The following is a 17,467-nucleotide window of genomic DNA, read 5'->3' as shown; positions in this document are numbered from 1 at the left end:
TATCAAATTATTTATTCATTGGTTTTGTTTATGGTAGCTTGCTATTTCTTGTGCTACTATATCCCTTCCATGATTATTCCAATGCTTATCGTAAATAAGAGTCACTGGGAATTTAGATTTTTCAAATGCTTGGGATAAGTTTATATATTTAAACTTATTTTCATTTAAAAATGATAAAAACTCATTTGGCACTTCATCTCCTCCTTCAAAGAACAGCACAAATTTATCTTTATTGTAATTATATTTTTCAACTAAGTTATTGAAATTTGATATGTATAGTTCATTTTTATTTTGCTTTTCTTCTTTCCCCTTCTTGGATTTCTTAAGCTTACCAAACGATAACACCTTTCCCATTAGACTTTTTGCAGAATCCAAAAAGCCGATGTTTTGAGTATAAACCAAAAGTTTCACTTCTCTTAGCGCTTTATTTAAGGGAGTCTCTAATTGCATTCTGGCATAACTCACTTTATACTCATCTCTTTTTAAATCATCTTTAAACTTTAAATAAATATAGACTTTATCGATTAAATTGAAATCCTCTTTATACGCCTCTATTAAATGTAATTGATCTGCAAAATCATATCCAGCATAACCATATTCATATACCTCCACAGCATCATTTAATTCGGTTTCGATTTTTTTTCCAATGGAGTTATTATAGTCTTGATGAAATCCTTCAACAAAAGAATCTCCAACTAAAGCAATTTCAATTTTGTCTTTAGCTGGAGCAAATTCTCTATATGAATTAAAACCAGATTTATTGATATGATATTTAGCTACATTTTGCTTTCTATTTCCTGTTACTGAATATCCTTCTTGGTTTGGTTTCCATTTCTCAACATTATGAGCATCAATAAATCTTATTGGGTTGTCTTTAGCTAAATGAAATATACGCACAATGATCTCTAATACTAATAATAGTAATACAAAATAAACTAGAGATTTAATTATGAGCTTTTTCATTTGCCCCCGATATTAATTTTTAGAAATTAAAAAATTCCCTATTACCAAACTATCTAAACCTGTTGAAAAGAAACACCTAACTGCATCTTGCGGGGATTCTACAACAGGTTCCCCTTGTATATTAAAACTAGTATTTAGAACTACCGGCACCCCGGTTTTGTCCCCTAACTTCTTTATAAGATCATAGTATCTTGGGTGTAGCTCTTTCTTAACGGTCTGTAATCTAGCACTACCATCTACATGGGTTACTGCAGGAATTATACTTTGTTTTTCTTCCAATACATTACATACTTTTAGCATAAAAGGAGCTTCAACTTCTAAGTCAAAGAAATCATTTTTGGCTTCTTCAATGGCAGATGGTGCAAATGGTCTGTAAGCTTCTCTAAATTTAACCTCTGAATTAATCTTATCTTTCATATCAGGAAATGCAGGATTAGCCAAAATACTTCTACTTCCAAGTGCTCTTGGACCAATTTCCATGGTTCCCTGAAACCATCCTAATATCTTTCCTTTTTCAAGTAATAAAGAAGCCTGTTCACAAATATCTTCATGATAAGTATACTCTAATTTTGCACCTTTGAGTACCTTCTCTATGTCTTCATTTGTGTATGATGTACCAACATACGGGTTATCATGAACAAAATTTCTTGGTTGTTGTAAAATACCATTGTACAAATAAAATGCTGCACCAAGTGCTGTTCCATTATCACCAGCAGCAGGCATAACGTAGACATCTTTAAATTTACTTTCTCTTACAATTCTACCATTCATTACGCTGTTCAAAGATACTCCACCCGAAATAACTAAATAATCTGCTTTAGTTTTTTCATGAAGAATATCACATATTTCTAAAACCTTATCTTCCAAAACTCTTTGAAAAGCAGCAGCAACATCCATATGATGTTTCTGGAAGTCTTCTCCATGTTTTCTTGGTTCTCCAAAAATCTTAAAAAACTTTGGAGAACATCTTTTCCAGCTAAAATTTTGATAGTTAAAATAACTTAAATCAAACTTTAATTGTCCGTTTTTATTAACCGAAACAATCTTTGCAACTTCATCTTTAAACACTTCTGGATCCCCCATTGGAGCTAATCCCATTGTTTTTCCTTCATCATAGCTTGTTCTAAATCCACAAAATTGAGTAACAGCTTCATAAAAAGAACCTAAAGAATGAGGAAAGAAGCTCTCTCCTAAACTCTTAACTTCATTTCCTTTACCATGACCTAACCAAGTAGTAGCCCATTCCCCAGAGCCATCCACACCTAAAAGCGCAGCTTCTTCATAAGGAGAAACATAAAAAGATCCAGGCGCATGACTAAAATGATGCGGGATAAAATGCACTTTAGGACCTTTTTTCTTTGAATCCCAATGGTATTTGAACCAATTCCAGAAACTCTTTTGCTTATTGTAAGCATGAACGAACTCATGGTTGATAAATGTTTTTAATCCGCTTATGTTTTTTGCACAATGCACCATCTTTTTTCCTAAATTATGAGAAGGCTTTATAGAAACCGCAATGTGATCTATATCATCATAATTAAGTTTAGCTATTTTTAAACATCTATCTATAGCTTTTTGAGGAAATACACGCGTATGTTTGTCCCTATTTAATCTTTCCTCTTCAATGGCTGCAATTAATTTTCCATCAACTACTATACATGCTGTAGAGTCGTGAAAGTAATAGTTTAATCCTAATATAACCATGATTGTTTTTCTTTTTTATTTTATAAATGTTAAAATTGAAAATATATAAATGATCTGTCTATACCATTGTCATAAAACAATAACATTAATAGAATTAGTAATGTATATGTTATGAACCTTAGTACTTTAGATTTAAATCTAATTGGGTTACGTTCATCTTTCCTTATGATATATTCGAAAATAACAAACAACGAAATAAGCATGTAATAGTCTATCATTCTATATCCCCTTGGATGATCATAAACACTAAATGACTTATTAATAAAAATGTTATGAATATATTCTAATGCCTGATAAATAGTTTCAGACCTAAAAAAGATCCATGAAAATGTTACTAATGAGAATACAAAAATCACTTTTAATATTTCTTTGAGAGAAATTATGAGTTCGCCTTCTCCTAATGCTAGATTTTTATATTTTTTGTTCTTTTTTATTACAAAAACAGGTACGAATGCAAGTGCATGAAAAGCGCCCCAAACAACATAAGTCCAATTAGCGCCATGCCATAAACCACTTACTAAAAATACTATCAATACATTTCTTATAGATTTTACTTGACTTCCATAAGAACCCCCTAAAGGAAAATATACATAATGTTTAAACCAACTTGATAAAGAAATATGCCACCTATTCCAAAACTCAGTAATATTTCTTGAAAAATAGGGAAACTTAAAATTAGAAGACAATTCTATACCAAACATTTTTGCCGTACCAATAGCAATATCTGAATACCCTGAGAAATCTCCATAAATTTGAAAACTAAAAAAAATAACACCTAAAATTAGTGTTGAAGAAGAGTAATTTGAATAATTAGTAAAAATATCATCTACTATTGGCGCTAAGGCATCTGCTATCGCTACTTTTTTAAATAAACCCCATAAAATAAGTTTTAAACCACTTACTATTTGATTGTAATCAAATACACGTTTGGTAGAAATTTGTGGTAACAAATTTGAAGCTCTTTCTATTGGTCCAGCAACCAACTGCGGAAAGAAACTAACAAATGTAGCAAAGGCTACAATGTCTTTTGTAGGCTTAATATGCTTGTTATAAACATCAAAAGAATATGACATAGTCTGAAACGTATAAAACGAAATACCTACAGGAAGAATTACTCTAAGAGTCCATGTATTTTCTATACTAATTCCAAAAGCGTCAAACATTTCTACCCAAGAATTAACAAAGAAATTATAATATTTAAAAAAGCCCAGAATACCTATATTAATCAGGATACTTAGCCACAACCAATACTTTTTAGAAATCTTTCTATTATTCTGAAATATTTTTTGGGCTACATAAAAATCTACAAGAGTACTCAGAATTATTAAGGAAAGAAACCTCCAATCCCAAAAGCCATAAAAAAAATAGCTTGCTAATAAGAGCAAAACATTTTGAATTCTTAAGTTCTTTTTAAATACTAACCAATAAAGACAAAACACTATTGGTAGAAAAATTAAAAACTCAAGAGAATTAAAAACCATGACTATTAAGGTTTAATTTTTTGCTTTTAAATAATTACTTACTTGCAAGGCCACTCTCTCATGTCCATAACATGTCCAATGATGATCATAACTAAAAGACCAATCTTTATCATCTACAGTAGAATCTAAATGAATAACATTAAACCCAGCCTCTATACATTGGCTTACTAGTTTTTTGTTAGATTTTGTTCTAAAGACTAACACTTTATCATTTATGTTATAATATTCCTTTATGTACTCCAAAAGAGCATTGACTTTAGTCTTATTTAACTGCCATTTACTCTTTTTAGGCTTTTTACCCTCAGACTTTTTATGCTCTTCTTTCTTTTTGAATGAAAAAGAAAGATTTAAAGGAAATCTATTATAAAAATAATAAGCTAATTTAAAATTGTAAAGAATTTTCTTAAACCCAGGTGATTTCATTTCACCATAAACTATACTTTTATTTTCTACATCTAATTGTGTAACATCTTTCATTCTATTAACAGTGGTAATACTCTCATAAAAATCACTATCATGAACATAGATTAAATGTTTTAATGGCTTTAAAGAATCTAATTGTTTGGATATCTCAAATGCTTCAATTAAAGATACTCCAGATCTTGACGCTTCTATAAAGTTATTATTTGGAAGGTTTTGTTTTAAATAAATAGCCTGATGACACTCGTTTGGATTCATAAAATTCTCAATGAAAGAATCTCCAATTACACTAACAAGGTTATCATAACTTTCTGGCAATTCTCCTGGCCACCCTAATTCATTAATCACCCATTTATGATTACCCCCTTTCCAATATCCCTCCTGATTTGGAAAATATTTTTGAATACCGGTCTTCTCATCAATTTTTCTTTGAGGAATATCAGAAACAGCATAAGTTAATCTTACAGCTATTTCTCCTGCTAATATTAGGAAACCTAGAAAGAAAAGTATGTTTTTAAAGAAATTTGACATATCCTAAAATTGAAAGTAAATAAATTCCTGCTGTTCTCCTGTATAGCTAAACATCAAAATTATTAATAATATATATGCTGCCCACCTAAAAGGTTTATTAAGTCTATCTATGTTTTCAATAGCAAATTCCCCAGATCTACCTATCCACTCTACCACGATAAAAAACGCAACGAGTAGTAAAACTGTAGAAGGCCAAACTTCTGGCATAGAGAAAAAGGATTCTAAAAACATGTTTTTTACATACGAAAATGCTTGAGCAACATTATCTGCCCTAAAGAAAACCCAAGCTATTAACGTTATAAAAAATGTCATTAGCATTTGAAAAACTTCCTTTACGTTTGGAAATAATTTCCCTTGGGCTACTAAATCAGTATTAACTCTATTCTTATTTGTCAACATTAATGGTAAGAAATAAAGAGCATTTAATCCTCCCCAAACTATAAAAGTCCAGTTTGCTCCATGCCAAAATCCACTTACTAGAAATATTGCAAATGTATTTCTAATTTTCATTTTAAGTCCTCCTCTACTTCCGCCTAATGGAATATATAAATAATCTCTAAACCACGTAGATAAAGACATATGCCAACGTCTCCAAAACTCAGCAATATCTCTGGAAAAATATGGAAAAGCAAAATTTCTTTTCAGGTTAAAACCAAATAACCTTGAGATGCCAATAGCTATATCTGAATACCCAGAAAAATCACCATATATTTGAAAAGCAAAGAAAAAAGCTCCTAACAATAAAGTACTGCCCGAATAATCTTCATAGTTATTAAAAATTATGTTGGCATATTTTGCACAGTTATCCGCTATGACTACTTTTTTGAATAATCCCCAAAGCACTTGTCGCATTCCATCTACAGCTAAAGCATATGAAAATGTTCTTTTCTTATAAAACTGAGGAAGTAAATTAGTAGCTCTCTCTATAGGCCCAGCAACCAATTGAGGAAAGAAGCTAACAAAGGCAGTAAAGGCAATAAAATCTTTTGTTGGCTCTAATTTTTTCTTATACACATCAATCGTATAGCTTAACGTCTGAAAAGTATAAAAACTAATACCTACTGGAAGTATAATATTTAATGTGTTTATGCTTAAAGGCCTTCCTAACAAAGTAAATGAGTCCACTAAACTTTCTACAAAAAAGTTATAATATTTAAAGAAGCCTAAAAAACCTAAATTTACACATATACTAATCCATAAAAGAATTTTTCTCTTAGACTCTTTTTCTGTTTTTTCTAACAAAACACCAGTTGTGTAATCAACTATTGAGCTAAATGCAATTAAAGATAGGAACCTCCAATCCCACCAACCATAAAAAACATAACTTGCAATGGCAATTAGTAAATTTTGGATTTTTAAATTTCTTGCGGTAACAAACCAATATAGTACAAAAACTATTGGTAAAAAGACAAAAAACTCTAAAGAATTAAATAACATTAGTTGTTATAAATTTGGGGGTTATACTTAATTTGTAATACAACATGGTAAATATCTTTTATCTAAATATAGTTATCAAAATTATTCTTTAAACTGATAAATTATCACTGCTATCTGCAACAATTTAGTTTTAAATTAGTCAAATACCTGTAAATTAAAAAAGTCCCCCAAAGAGGACTCTTAAATTATATATGTATATTTCTTTAATGTTCTAAATCGTTAAAAATAGAATGCATTAAACGTTTTTTATCATTTATGCTTTCTTCTAGAGAAATCATTGTTTCTGTTCTATATACACCTTCAATATCATCTAATAAGAAAATAACTTCTTTAGCATGTTCTGTACTTCTAGCACGGATTTTACAGAATATATTAAACTTCCCTGTGGTAATGTGCGCAACAGTAACATATGGTATTTCATTTATACGTTCTAAAACAAATTTAGTTTGAGAAGTATTATTTAAATACACTCCCACATAAGCAATAAAAGAATACCCTAGTTTCTTATAATCCAACATTAACGAAGAACCTTTTATAATTCCAGATTCTTCCATTTTTTTAACACGTACATGAACCGTACCTGCAGAAATTAATAATTTTTTTGCTATGTCTGTAAAAGGAATTCTTGTGTTGTCTATTAACATGTCAAGAATTTGATGATCGATTTCGTCTAATTTTATTTTCCCCATGATTAAGTATTCTTAGATAAAAATCAAAATTAACACATTTTTATTAATAATTACGCATAATAAATACGTTTTATTTTAGGTTTAATGCGATTTCTTCATTATTCAATATTACGATAACGTTTTCGTTACCTTCAGATAACTTTACACCATTCACATCTAACACCTTACCCCTATTAGCATCTAGCTCCTTATGACCATAAAAACCATTTAATTTTTCTATTTTCTCTACAATTGGAACAAAATTTAAACTACCTTCAGTTAACACTTCCTTAAATTGAATAGCTATATCTAGCACATCTTCACCGTAACCTGAGACGTTTCTAATTATTATGTCAAAAAATTGTTTTTCATTTTCAGGTATTAAAGCATACCCTTTAAACTTTTTACCATCAACATTGTTTTGTGATATATAATCCAAAGATGTCAAATAAGACATAAAAATTAACGCTCTTGTTTGCTCCCTATCATAATCATTAGGATAATGACCGGCCTCAAATAGTATAGTTGGCACATTTTCAGTTTGGAAAGTGTCTCCAACACAATTAATATTAAAGGCATCATCATAAACTCCAACTTGCTCAGGAATAATATTCTGAAGCATTTCGTTCATTTTAGCAATAATCTCCATGGACACCTTTCGGTTCTCTGTAATTGTGCAGCTTTCATCTTGTGCTGGTGATAAAAATGACACTATAGCAGATTTGTTAGCTTTTCCTGCACTAAAAATGGTTCGTTGACCATGTAAATTATAGCAATAATGTGGTTTAAAAGACTCATAAATAGCCCTAAGAACTTTACTTTCTGGTTGAGACCTATTTTGAGCATCCCGGTTCAAGTCTATTTCGTTAGCATTAATACGAGTATAAGCCTCGGCGCCATCTGGATTAAGAATAGGAATAAAATAAAGTGTACAAGCCTCTAAAACATAATCCAAATCATTTTCAGTACTTAAAGCATTAAAAAGATCGAATAACGCTTTTGTAGTCGTTGATTCATTTCCGTGCATTTGGGACCACATTAATATTCTCTTTTCTCCAGTTCCAACTTTAACACCATAAATAGGTTTATTTAAAACCGACTTTCCTATTACATCAACCTCAAATTTAGAGGTTAAATTATCTAAAAGAGGTTTAATGTTATTATTAGTAATATAACGTCCATTAAGCGCATTTTCTTTGCTTTTTAAATATAGAGATTTTAATTGTTCAATTTCCATGTGAAAAAATTTGAATACAAATGTAAACATTTACAATTTTACAAATGTAAACAAGCAAATTACTTAAGATTGATTACAATTGTATACAAAACTAGCGTGATATTTATTGCAAAAATTATACTTTTCTAGATGTAATCTGATTCATTTAAATAAATTACTTAAAATCAAGACATTAAACGCTTTTATATAAACTTAAAGTTTACGTGTTTTTAGAGTTTATTATACTGTATTTTCATATCTCAACAATATTGTTTACATTTGTAACAAGGAATTTTATCTAAACTTAGTTTACAATGGTAAACAATAATAAATTTGCCCAAAGACTTAAAAAAGTGATAGAATATTATGGTGAATCCGCATCGTCTTTTGCTGAAAAAATTAATGTTCAACGCTCTAGTATTTCTCATGTTTTATCTGGTAGAAATAAGCCAAGTTTAGACTTTATTCTTAAAATTCTTTCCTCCTACCCAGATGTAGATTTATATTGGCTCGTTAATGGAAAAGGAAATTTTCCACCAAGCCAGAAAAAAATTGAATTTGAAACACCTCAAGTAACTTCCGCGAAAAAAAATTCCGCAACAGAAAACCCAAATTCCCCTATTGAGGAATTGAAAAACGAAATCCAAACAAAAGGAAAGCGTATTGAACAAATAGTTATTTTTTACTCTGATGGCAGTTTTAAAAATTTTCAGAATTAGATATTATCTTTTTAATTTTGCCTTAAATTCATTTTTTATGCGTTACCTATTATATTTAGCCTTCTTAACGATATGTGTAAGTTGTTACAATACGGAAAGAAACTGTACTAATTTTAAAACTGGGAAGTTCTACAGTAAAGTTACTATCAATGGAGAAGTATTTAAATCTACTTTTACTAGAACTGAAGATTTACAGATAGAATCCTATGATAATAAAACAGATTCATCTCAGCTACGCTGGATTAATGATTGCGAAGTAATATTCAAAACTATAAACCCCAAGAACATGGCAGAGAAGAAAGATATACATTTAAAAATACTGACTACTACTGACAGTTCTTATACTTTTGAATATTCTTATGTTGGAGAAACTATAAAACAAAAAGGGATAGCTTTTAAAGCAAATTAATCAAAGGGATACAAAAAGGATTCTAAAAGACTAAATTTTAGTTGTCTATCTTCTGTTATTTCATAGGTTAAAAAGATTTCTCCCCAAAATTCTCCATCTGAAAAATCAGCAATAATCCATTTATGATTTAACATTTTTACGGTGTTAATCATTATTTTTCTTCCTTCGCTAGATGCATATGGTACAATTGGATGCTCCCCTTTTATTTCATTTAACTTATAGAGCTCATCTTTAATAAAAGGAATTAATTCATCAATTTTATATCCATCTTTTTCAAAATAACTTATAGCATCTTCGTTTCTATCTAAATTAAAATGAGAAACTTCTAAATACGCATTTTCTAATACCTCTATAGAATCTTTTAGCTTGGTAATTGTTGATTCGCGCTTATCTAATTTAGTATTAAGGTCTTCAAAAATACGTTTAGAATTAACGTATTGAAATAATATTAAGAGTACCGAAAAAACAAACAGGTACATAAAAATTCTCTGCTTCATAATAATTTAAATAGTTATTTGTAATTCATCATATGCTAAAAACACATTCTCCGGTAAGCGCTTTTCAACCTCGTCATGAAACCCTAATAAGTGACTAATATGGGTAAGATAAGCTTTTACAGGGTTTACGATTTTTATAAACTCCAAAGCCTCTTCCAGGTTAAAATGAGAATAATGCGGCTTAATCCTTAAAGCGTCAACAACTAAAACCTTAACATTCTTAAGCTTTTCAAACTCCTTGGTCTTAACCGTTTTTACATCGGTTAAATACACAAAATCATCAAATCTAAAACCAAATACTTGTAGCTTTCCATGCTTCACATTAATAGGAATTACTTTTTTGTTACCTATGCTAAACGGTTGGTTCTTAATTTTATTAACTACAACCGATGGCGCTCCAGGGTACTTGTTTTTTGTTTCGAAAACGTAATCAAACTTTTTCTTAAGAGATTTTATAACGCGTTTGTGTCCGTATATCGGTATATCACCTTGCTTAAAATAAAAAGGTCTTATATCATCAAACCCCATAACATGATCCGAATGCTCATGCGTAAATAATATTCCGTCGATTTTTGTACATCGCGCTCTAAGCATTTGATATCTAAAATCTGGGCCGCAATCTACAACAAGCGCCAAGCTATTCCATTCAACTAAAATGGAAACCCGCAATCTTTTGTCTTTTGGGTTACTACTTAAGCAAACGGGATGATCGCTTCCAATTATAGGAATACCTTGAGATGTGCCTGTACCTAAAAAGGTTACTTTCAATTGTAATGTGTTTTGCACAAAAATAGCGTTATTTTTTTGTTTGCTTTACATATTTAATAACTTTGCAAGTAACGTACATAACCTATAATTGATATGGAAATTAGCATAAAAGGAGATAGAGAGTTTGATGATATTCCCTCCATAAAATCTAAAGCTCTTCGCATAAATTTAAATCAGAATATTTACGGAACATTTGCAGAAATTGGCGCGGGTCAGGAAACTTGTCGTCATTTTTTTAGAGCTGGTGGCGCTTCTGGAACTATTGCAAAAGCAATGTCAGCTTATGACAAGGCGTTTAGTGATGCTATTTACGGTGTTGAAGATGATGGGCGTTATGTTACAGAATCTAGATTGCGAAAAATGCTATCTCATGAGATGGATCTCATGGAAAAGCGTATTACACGTGATAAGAACCCTGATAAGATTTTCTTTACCTATGCCAATACTGTTGCCACGATAGATTTTGCAAAACAATTTAAAGGACATGGCTGGGTAGGAATTAAATACCAAGTTGAAGCCGGACAAGACTACAATGAAATCATTTTACATGTTAGGTTTAAAGAAACTGATGCTAGGTTACAACAAGAAACACTAGGAACTCTTGGAACTAATCTTGTTTACGGTGCTTTTTATCATTACCATCAACCAAAAAAGTTATTACGTTATTTATATGATCATTTAGATAAGGATCAAATTGAAATTGATACAATTAATTTTTCTGGCCCTGTGTTCAAAAATGTTGACAATCGTTTAATGAGTTTGCAACTCGTAAAAAATGACATGACCGATGCGGTTGTTTTTGGCCCTGATGGAACAAACGTCCTTCCTGCTAGAATTTTTTACAAAAAGAACATTCTTGCCCTAAGAGGTAGTTTTAGACCAGTAACAAAGGTAAATATGGCCATGTATGAGAAGTCATATGAAATGTTTGTAAATGAAAAGAAGGTAGAGGCAGAAAATACGGTTACTGTTTTTGAAATTACACTATCAAACTTAAGAGCCGAAGGCGAAATTGATGAGCAAGACTTTATCGATAGAGCAGATTTACTATGTGCCTTGGGACATTCTGTAATGATATCAAACTTTAAGGAATATTATAAAGTAGTTGAATATTTCTCTAATTACACTAAAGCTAGAATGGGATTAGCTATGGGCGTTAGCAATCTTGTTGATATTTTTGATGAAAAATATTACCGACATATAAGCGGTGGTATTTTAGAAGCCTTTGGAAAGCTTTTCTTCAAGGACTTAAAAGTTTACTTGTATCCTATGTTCGACGCCAAAACTGGGGAATTAATTACTAGTGAAAATCTAAAGGTCTATCCACGAATGAAAGAGTTGTACAAATTCTTTAAATACAATGGTAAGGTTGTAGACATAAAAGATTACGATGAAAGTATCATGGATATTTTCTCTAGAAAGGCTTTAGATATGATTGACAAAGGAGAGCCTGGTTGGGAAGATATGCTTCCTGAAGGAACTGCAGACTTAATAAAAGATTATCGCTTATTTGGATATACCAGAAAACCTTTAAAACCTCTTGCCATTAAAAGGAGAGCAATTAAAAAGTAAATTAAAAAGCCCTTCCTTTGGAAGGGTCTTTTTTTTTATTTCAATATCTGATCTGTATGAATCTTTGTTTTTACTTTTGCAATCACGTCTTCAATAAGTCCATTTTCATCAATAACAAAAGTAGTTCTATGAATACCATCAAATTCACGACCCATAAACTTTTTAGGTCCCCAAACTCCATAAGCGTTAATCACCTCTTTATCTTCATCAGCCAATAAAGGGTACTGAAACTCGTATTTATTCTTAAAATTTGTTTGTCTTTTTGCACTATCCGCGCTTACTCCTAGTATTTCATATCCCAAAGATTTAAATCTATCATAATTATCTCTTAGGTTACATGCTTCAACCGTGCAGCCAGGTGTACTAGCTTTGGGATAGAAAAATAAAACTAATTTTTTCCCTTTATAATCCTCTAAAGAAACTAGGTTTCCATCTTGATCCTTGGACGTAAAACTTGGTGCCTTATCTCCTATTTTTAATGTAGTCATAATCAATTTTTTGTTTAATTTTTTTTTAACTTCGTTTCACAAAAATACAATCTAATGACCAAACAAGAAAGCGTAAATTTTGTAATCAACAAATTATATGAGCTTTACCCCGAAATACCTATTCCTTTAGACCATAAAGATCCTTACACCTTATTAATAGCCGTATTAATGTCTGCTCAAAGTACGGATGTAAGAGTTAATCAAATTACGCCTTTATTGTTTGAGCAAGCCGATAACCCCTATGACATGGTAAAACTTACCGTAGATGACATTAGAGAAATTATAAAACCTGTAGGTTTATCTCCAATGAAAAGTAAAGGTATACATGGTTTATCTCAAATACTTATAGATGAACACAACGGTGAGGTTCCACAAAGCTTTGAAGCTTTAGAAGCATTACCTGCTGTTGGCCATAAAACAGCAAGTGTGGTAATGTCTCAGGCTTTCGGCATTCCGGCATTCCCTGTAGACACACACATTCACAGATTAATGTATAGATGGAATCTTAGTAGTGGCAAAAATGTAACGCAAACGGAGAAAGATGCCAAAAGATTATTTCCAAAAGAACTTTGGAATGATTTACACTTACAAATTATATGGTACGGTCGTGAATATTCTCCTGCTAGAGGATGGAATTTAGACAAAGATATAATTACTAAAACAATAGGTAGAAAATCTGTAATTCAAGACTATTATAAATCAAAAAAGTCCTGATTTACAGGACTTTTTAATCTAATTCTGAAGTATTTCAAACTTCTGCTTATTACTATTTATAACACTTAAAGCCTTAGAATAATCTAGAAGAAATTTAACCGTTTCTTCCTTCGGTTGTAGTTCATTTTCAGTAAAATTTTTCTCAGTGTAAAGTTTTGCCATGTTATCAATTTAAGAATTTATCTAAAACTAATAACGCAACAAAGTTTAACTTATTGTATTAGTTTGTTAAAACTATATTATGCTTCTCAATAATCTTACGCAAATTAATTAATGCGTAACGCATTCTACCCAATGCCGTATTAATACTAACCCCTGTTCTTTCTGATATTTCTTTGAAACTCATGTCATTATACATACGCATTAAAAGCACCTCCTTTTGATCATTTGGTAGCTCTTCAACTAAACGCCTTACATCACTTTCAACCTGTTCTTTAATAATAGCTTTCTCAGCGTTTAAAGAAGAATCACTTAATACAGAAAAAATACTAAATTCACCAGCATTATCAAATTTTGGCATTCTATTACTTTTCCTAAAGAAATCAATTACCAAGTTATGAGCAATACGCATAACCCAAGGTAAAAACTTACCTTCCTCATTATAAGATCCTTGTTTAAGAGTTCTAATTACCTTTATGAAAGTGTCCTGAAAAATATCTTCAGCTAAATCTTTATCAAAAACTTTAGAATAAATAAAGCTGTAAATTTTTTGTTTGTGCCTGTAAATAAGTACTTCTAAAGCACATTCGTCTCCTTTAATGTAATTGCTAACAAGGTTAGCATCTGAAATTAATTCGTTTTGCATAATCATTACTTTTAATGCAAGAAGATGAGGGCTTCTTTGCTTGGGGTTAACTATTTAAAAGTAATTTTTTGCTATAGGCGAAAGTTGATTTTAAGATTGATTGATGTCTCAAATATAACAACAATCATTCCTAAAAAACAAAAATTAGCACTTTTTTTTCATATTTAATTACCATTCACCGATACTTTCTAAGTTAAAATACTTGTAGTATCTTTGTTAGATTATTCCTTGAAAACACCTATGAGCACTAACATTTCTCAAGTAAACCCTAAAGAAAATATTATAATAAAAGGGGCTAAACTGCATAATCTTAAAAATATTGATGTTGTTATTCCAAGAAATAAATTAGTGGTAATAACTGGTCTTTCCGGTTCCGGAAAATCAAGCTTAGCCTTTGATACACTTTATGCAGAAGGCCAAAGACGTTATGTTGAAAGTTTATCCAGTTATGCTCGCCAATTCTTAGGTAGATTAAATAAACCAAAAGTAGATTATATAAAAGGTATCGCTCCTGCCATTGCTATTGAGCAAAAGGTAAACTCTACAAATCCGAGATCTACAGTTGGCACAACTACTGAAATTTATGATTACCTAAAGTTGTTGTTTGCCAGAATTGGCAAAACCTACTCTCCTATTTCAGGTGAATTGGTTAAAAAAGAAACGGTTACTGATGTCTTAAATTATACTAAATTTTTTGAAGAAAGAGCGAAACTACTATTACTGGCTCCAATTCATTTAGAAGAAGGTAGGTCTATTGAAAATAAACTTAAAGCCCTGAGTCAACAAGGGTATGCCAGAATAAAGGTTAACAATGAAGTGATTAGGATTGATGAAGCTTCCCCTTCATCTAAAGATAACATATTACTAGTGGTAGACCGTGTAATAGTTAAAACTGAAGAAGACTTTTACAACAGATTAGCAGATGCTATTCAAACCGCTTTTTACGAAGGAAAAGGCGAATGTGCCATTGAATCTCTTGAAGATCATAAAATACGAGTGTTTTCTAATAAATTTGAACTTGACGGCATAACCTTCTTAGAACCAAATGTACATCTGTTTAGTTTTAACAACCCTTACGGTGCATGCCCAAAATGTGAAGGGTATGGTGATATTATTGGAATTGACGAAGATTTGGTCATACCTAATACGGGATTATCTGTTTATGAAAATGCTATTTTCCCATGGAGAGGTGAAAGCATGAGTTGGTACAAAGATCAACTAGTGAATAATTCGCATAAATTTAATTTCCCTATCCACAAACCTTATTTTGAATTATCACCAGAACAAAAACAACTCATTTGGGATGGTAATCAACACTTTGAAGGCCTAAATTCCTTTTTCGCAGAATTAGAATCTAAAGCTTATAAAATTCAGAATAGAGTAATGCTTTCCCGTTACCGCGGAAAAACTAAATGTAAAGCTTGCAATGGAAAACGCTTAAGAAAAGAGGCCAACTATGTAAAAGTTGGAGGAGCAACAATTACCGATCTTGTAGAAATGCCTTTAAGCGAACTATCTAATTTTTTTAAGCAATTAGAATTAAATGATTATGATAATCAAATTGCCGAAAGACTACTTAAAGAAATTAACAATAGATTATCTTTTTTATCAAATGTAGGGCTAGATTATCTTACTTTAAATCGCAAATCTAACACGTTATCAGGTGGAGAAAGTCAGAGGATAAATTTAGCTACTTCCCTAGGAAGCAGTTTAGTAGGCTCAATGTATATTTTAGATGAACCAAGTATAGGCCTTCACCCAAAAGATACTGAGAAACTCATTTCGGTTTTAAAATCATTAAGAAACCTTGGTAATACGGTCATTGTAGTGGAACATGATGAAGATATCATGAAAGCCGCAGATACGATTATAGATATTGGACCAGAAGCTGGAACTTTTGGCGGTAATGTTGTTGCAGAAGGCCCATTTGAAAACATTATGAACTCTTCTTCTTTAACCGCTCAATATCTTAATGAAAATCTCAAGATTGAAATTCCTAAAAAAAGAAGAGTATCAAAATATCATGTTGATGTAATTGGGGCTAGAGAAAATAACTTAAAAAATATAGATGTAAGCTTTCCTTTAGGTATGTTAACGGTAGTAACAGGTGTTTCAGGAAGCGGAAAGAGTACTTTAGTAAAAAAGATCCTGTTTCCTGCGCTTCAAAAACAACTAACAGATTTCAGTGATAGACCGGGGCAATTTTCTTCTTTAAATGGTAATTATTCTAATATAAAAGCTATTGAATTTGTAGACCAAAACCCTATTGGGAGATCATCCAGATCGAACCCCGTAACTTACATAAAGGCCTATGACGATATTCGTGCACTATTTTCAAAACAAAAACTAAGCAAAATAAGAAACTATCAGCCTAAACATTTTTCGTTTAACGTAGATGGAGGAAGATGTGAAACCTGTAAAGGCGAAGGTGTTGTAACTATTGAAATGCAGTTTATGGCGGATGTACATTTAGAGTGTGAAACCTGCAAAGGAAAACGCTTTAAAAAAGAAATATTAGAAGTTACTTTTGAAGGAAAAAATATTGATGACATTCTTAACCTTACCATTGATGATGCTATTGAATTTTTTGATTCAACAAAACAAACCAAAATAAAAGACAAACTCCAACCCCTGCAGGATGTTGGATTAGGCTATGTTACATTAGGACAAAGCTCCTCTACCCTTTCTGGTGGTGAAGCTCAACGAATTAAACTAGCTACATTTCTAGGCAAAGGAAACAAAAAGGAAAAAGCACTTTTTATATTTGATGAACCGACTACCGGTCTGCATTTTCATGATATTCAAAAATTATTAAAATCATTTAATTCTTTAATTGAAAATGGGCACTCAATTATTGTTGTTGAGCATAATATTGAACTTATAAAATGTGCAGATTACATAATTGACCTAGGACCAGAAGGAGGTGAAAATGGCGGTAACATTGTAGCAAATGGGACTCCTGAAGAGATTTTGGCAAATAAAAATTCAATAACCGCGGCTTTTCTAGCAGATAAATTAAAATAATAAATTTATATTCAAAAAAAAGGAAGATTTGCCACCTTCCTTTTTAAATTT

17 protein-coding genes are annotated in these 17,467 nt (G+C 31.1%); 5 read left to right on the top strand and 12 right to left on the bottom strand.

The window, feature by feature from the left end; genetic code table 11:
* Positions 1-15: 15 nt before the first annotated feature.
* From FUA24_RS20120 to FUA24_RS20090, 7 genes are all read right to left on the bottom strand, one after another.
* A complete protein-coding gene (locus FUA24_RS20120; RefSeq protein WP_148544845.1) occupies positions 16-963 on the bottom strand; it encodes a hypothetical protein in 948 nt (315 codons plus the stop codon).
* Positions 964-975: 12 nt separating this feature from the next.
* Complete coding sequence (locus FUA24_RS20115; RefSeq protein ID WP_148544844.1) at positions 976-2,667, bottom strand: carbamoyltransferase family protein; 1,692 nt, start codon at positions 2,665-2,667, stop codon at positions 976-978.
* A 29-nt stretch (positions 2,668-2,696) separates the two neighbouring features.
* Positions 2,697-4,148, bottom strand: a complete 1,452-nt coding sequence (locus FUA24_RS20110; protein ID WP_148544843.1) for an MBOAT family O-acyltransferase — start codon at positions 4,146-4,148, stop codon at positions 2,697-2,699.
* Between the two features lie 12 nt (positions 4,149-4,160).
* Positions 4,161-5,099, bottom strand: a complete 939-nt coding sequence (locus tag FUA24_RS20105) for a P-loop NTPase family protein (RefSeq protein ID WP_148544842.1) — start codon at positions 5,097-5,099, stop codon at positions 4,161-4,163.
* A gap of 3 nt (positions 5,100-5,102) precedes the next feature.
* Positions 5,103-6,536: an MBOAT family O-acyltransferase gene (locus tag FUA24_RS20100; protein ID WP_148544841.1), complete on the bottom strand. Its 1,434-nt coding sequence runs from the start codon at positions 6,534-6,536 to the stop codon at positions 5,103-5,105.
* A gap of 203 nt (positions 6,537-6,739) precedes the next feature.
* Positions 6,740-7,225, bottom strand: a complete 486-nt coding sequence (locus FUA24_RS20095) for an Lrp/AsnC family transcriptional regulator (protein WP_148544840.1) — start codon at positions 7,223-7,225, stop codon at positions 6,740-6,742.
* A gap of 70 nt (positions 7,226-7,295) precedes the next feature.
* A complete protein-coding gene (locus FUA24_RS20090) occupies positions 7,296-8,441 on the bottom strand; it encodes a M14 family zinc carboxypeptidase (RefSeq protein ID WP_148544839.1) in 1,146 nt (381 codons plus the stop codon).
* Between the two features lie 293 nt (positions 8,442-8,734).
* On the opposite strand from FUA24_RS20090, the gene FUA24_RS20085 reads away from it, so the two are divergent.
* Positions 8,735-9,139, top strand: coding sequence for a helix-turn-helix domain-containing protein (locus FUA24_RS20085; protein ID WP_148544838.1), 405 nt, complete (start codon positions 8,735-8,737; stop codon positions 9,137-9,139).
* Positions 9,140-9,176: 37 nt separating this feature from the next.
* A complete protein-coding gene (locus FUA24_RS20080; protein ID WP_148544837.1) occupies positions 9,177-9,548 on the top strand; it encodes a DNA topoisomerase IV in 372 nt (123 codons plus the stop codon).
* Here the strand turns inward: FUA24_RS20080 and FUA24_RS20075 are convergent.
* Together FUA24_RS20075 and FUA24_RS20070 are read right to left on the bottom strand one after the other, a co-directional pair.
* Entirely contained in the window at positions 9,545-10,045 is a 501-nt protein-coding gene (locus FUA24_RS20075; protein WP_148544836.1) for a hydrolase, read from the bottom strand. The two genes, FUA24_RS20080 and FUA24_RS20075, sit on opposite strands and share 4 nt — an antisense overlap.
* A gap of 6 nt (positions 10,046-10,051) precedes the next feature.
* Entirely contained in the window at positions 10,052-10,813 is a 762-nt protein-coding gene (locus FUA24_RS20070) for an MBL fold metallo-hydrolase (RefSeq protein WP_148544835.1), read from the bottom strand.
* Positions 10,814-10,906: 93 nt separating this feature from the next.
* On the opposite strand from FUA24_RS20070, the gene FUA24_RS20065 reads away from it, so the two are divergent.
* Entirely contained in the window at positions 10,907-12,385 is a 1,479-nt protein-coding gene (locus FUA24_RS20065) for a TonB-dependent receptor (protein ID WP_148544834.1), read from the top strand.
* A 35-nt stretch (positions 12,386-12,420) separates the two neighbouring features.
* On the opposite strand, the gene bcp is transcribed toward FUA24_RS20065, so the two are convergent.
* A complete protein-coding gene (gene bcp, locus FUA24_RS20060; protein WP_148544833.1) occupies positions 12,421-12,873 on the bottom strand; it encodes a thioredoxin-dependent thiol peroxidase in 453 nt (150 codons plus the stop codon).
* Between the two features lie 54 nt (positions 12,874-12,927).
* Here bcp and FUA24_RS20055 point away from each other — a divergent pair, with 54 nt between their 5' ends.
* On the top strand, positions 12,928-13,587 hold the full coding sequence (locus FUA24_RS20055) for an endonuclease III domain-containing protein (protein WP_148544832.1): 660 nt from the start codon (positions 12,928-12,930) through the stop codon (positions 13,585-13,587).
* Between the two features lie 18 nt (positions 13,588-13,605).
* Here the strand turns inward: FUA24_RS20055 and FUA24_RS25280 are convergent, their stop codons facing one another.
* Complete coding sequence (locus FUA24_RS25280) at positions 13,606-13,749, bottom strand: hypothetical protein (RefSeq protein ID WP_187388335.1); 144 nt, start codon at positions 13,747-13,749, stop codon at positions 13,606-13,608.
* Between the two features lie 58 nt (positions 13,750-13,807).
* Complete coding sequence (locus FUA24_RS20050) at positions 13,808-14,392, bottom strand: RNA polymerase sigma factor (RefSeq protein WP_148544831.1); 585 nt, start codon at positions 14,390-14,392, stop codon at positions 13,808-13,810.
* A 240-nt stretch (positions 14,393-14,632) separates the two neighbouring features.
* On the opposite strand from FUA24_RS20050, the gene uvrA reads away from it, so the two are divergent.
* The gene (uvrA, locus tag FUA24_RS20045; RefSeq protein WP_148544830.1) at positions 14,633-17,416 is read left to right on the top strand and encodes an excinuclease ABC subunit UvrA; all 2,784 of its coding nucleotides are present in this window, start codon (positions 14,633-14,635) and stop codon (positions 17,414-17,416) included.
* The last annotated feature ends 51 nt before the right edge of the window (positions 17,417-17,467 follow it).

The sequence above is a fragment of the Seonamhaeicola marinus genome (assembly GCF_008085455.1).
Note: the sequence above shows the minus strand (reverse complement) of the source record. Positions and strands in the feature narration are given on the sequence as shown.